The 1,699-nt window shown below is 59.4% G+C and carries 2 protein-coding genes and 1 pseudogene (1 of these 3 cut by a window edge); all 3 read right to left on the bottom strand.

What is annotated here, in order from left to right; translation table 11 throughout:
- Nucleotides 1-124 (bottom strand): single-stranded DNA-binding protein (gene ssb / locus ALO64_RS13480; RefSeq protein ID WP_157058657.1); only part of this gene is annotated, 124 nt, incomplete at its 3' end.
- Between the two features lie 27 nt (nucleotides 125-151).
- On the bottom strand, nucleotides 152-436 hold the full coding sequence (locus ALO64_RS13485) for a hypothetical protein (RefSeq protein WP_054991728.1): 285 nt from the start codon (nucleotides 434-436) through the stop codon (nucleotides 152-154).
- 27 nt (nucleotides 437-463) lie between these two features.
- Nucleotides 464-1,699, bottom strand: a pseudogene (locus ALO64_RS13490) (DNA topoisomerase) (its annotated part continues 273 nt past the right edge of the window); the annotation flags it as partial.

Raw genomic sequence — 1,699 nt, forward strand, 5'->3', positions numbered from 1 at the left:
CAGTCCACTGCTCGCTGGTGGCCAGGCTCAGGTTGGTCACCGCCGTGCCGTTGGGCAGGTAACGACAGTCAGGGTCTTGTCCGCAGGTGCCTACCAGGATCACTTTATTGATGCCACGCGCCATGATTGCGCTCCTTCTTCAATGAGTTCGTTAAGGGGTGTCTTCGTTGGGGTCAAACACGAATATCTTGCTCAGAAGCTCACGGCCACGGGCTGTGGACTGCTCAGCAGGGGCCAAAATCAATGCCGTTGAACCGTCTGCGGACAACTCAAACTCTGCAAAGCAGTTGTCGCAATCCACTGGACGCCAGGTCATTTGCCACTTTCTGACGTTGACGATATCGACGGTCGCGGGGGTTTCGCAGTTGGGGCAGTGCGCCGTCATCGTTTCGCCGTCTGGCCACTGAGCCGCCTTGGGCTGTTGTTCTTCAGGCATAGCTAATGCCTCCTTTAGAAAGAGGGGTCATGCGCGCGTGGGTTTGCGGCTGAACACGAATTCCAGCTTGGCTTCGTGGTTGAGCTTCAGGGCCGCTTCAAAGGACTTACCGGTTTTCTTGCTGTGAAACCCCTTCAGTATGCCGGTCTTGCCCTTCGTCAACAGCGCCTCGATCTGGCCGGGGGACAGCATCTTGCCGCTGACTTCCGGGTAGAACTTGAAGTCGCAGGCGCGACACCCGATCACTCGCGGAGTAACGGCCAGTTCACTGCCACACACGGGGCACTGTGCGTTCAGGCTGTCCAGCACCGGCTTGCCGTCACCCTGCACGTTGCCCAGGTCGATGTTCTGCACCTGGTGGGCAATGAAGTCCTCCAGTTCGTCCAGGAACGCGTCCACGGTCAGTTCACCGGCCTCGATCATCTGTTGCTGTTCATGCCAGAGCGCGGTCATGTCCGGCGTGGTCGCAATCGCTGGCAACGCGGCGATGAACTCCAGACCCAGCTGGGTGGGGATCAGTTTTTTCTTCTCTACCGCGTAAAAACCGCGCTCCTGAAGCTTGGCCAGCATCGCAGCGCGGGTCACCGGGGTGCCGATGCCGCCGTTCTCGCCTTTCTTGCCCTGGTCGCGGTCGATCAGCAGCTGCTTGATGCGCGGGTCTTGCACGTACTTGGCGACCCTCTGCAAGTCCTTGAGCAACGTGGCTTCGGTGTAGAGCGGCAGGGGCTTGGTTTTCTCTTTCGCGACCGTAATGCCGTCGCATACCCCGGCGTCACCGACTTTCAGATCCGCTAGAGCATCGAAGGGGCTCGCAACCTCGGCAGCGTCCGATGCGTCTTCGTCTTGCTCGTTTTCTTCAGTGACCTGCGCCGTCCAGCCGGGCTGCGTCACTTTGGTGGAGCGCGCAACGAAGGTGTGTCCGTTCACGCCAAAACGCACCTCGGCACTGAGGTAGCGTTTCTCGGGCAAGAACTGCGCGACGTAGCGTTTGACGATGGCCAGGTACACGGCGCGCTCATCGTCACTCAGCTGGGCGATGTCGATCTTCACCGCAGTGGGGATGATCGCGGTGTGGGCCGAGACCTTGCTGTCGTTGAAAGCCCGGCTTTTGCGTTCCGAATTCACCTCGGTGAACATCCCGGCCAAATCCGGCAGGGCTTCGCTCAGCAGGCTCAAAGTCTCTGGAGCCTCGCCAAATTGTTCGTCGGTCAGGTAACTGCAATCGGACCGGTTGTAGGTGATGGCCTTGTACTTTTCGCGCAG

The sequence above is a fragment of the Pseudomonas meliae genome, from assembly GCF_001400515.1.
Classification (GTDB): Bacteria; Pseudomonadota; Gammaproteobacteria; order Pseudomonadales; family Pseudomonadaceae; genus Aquipseudomonas; species Aquipseudomonas amygdali.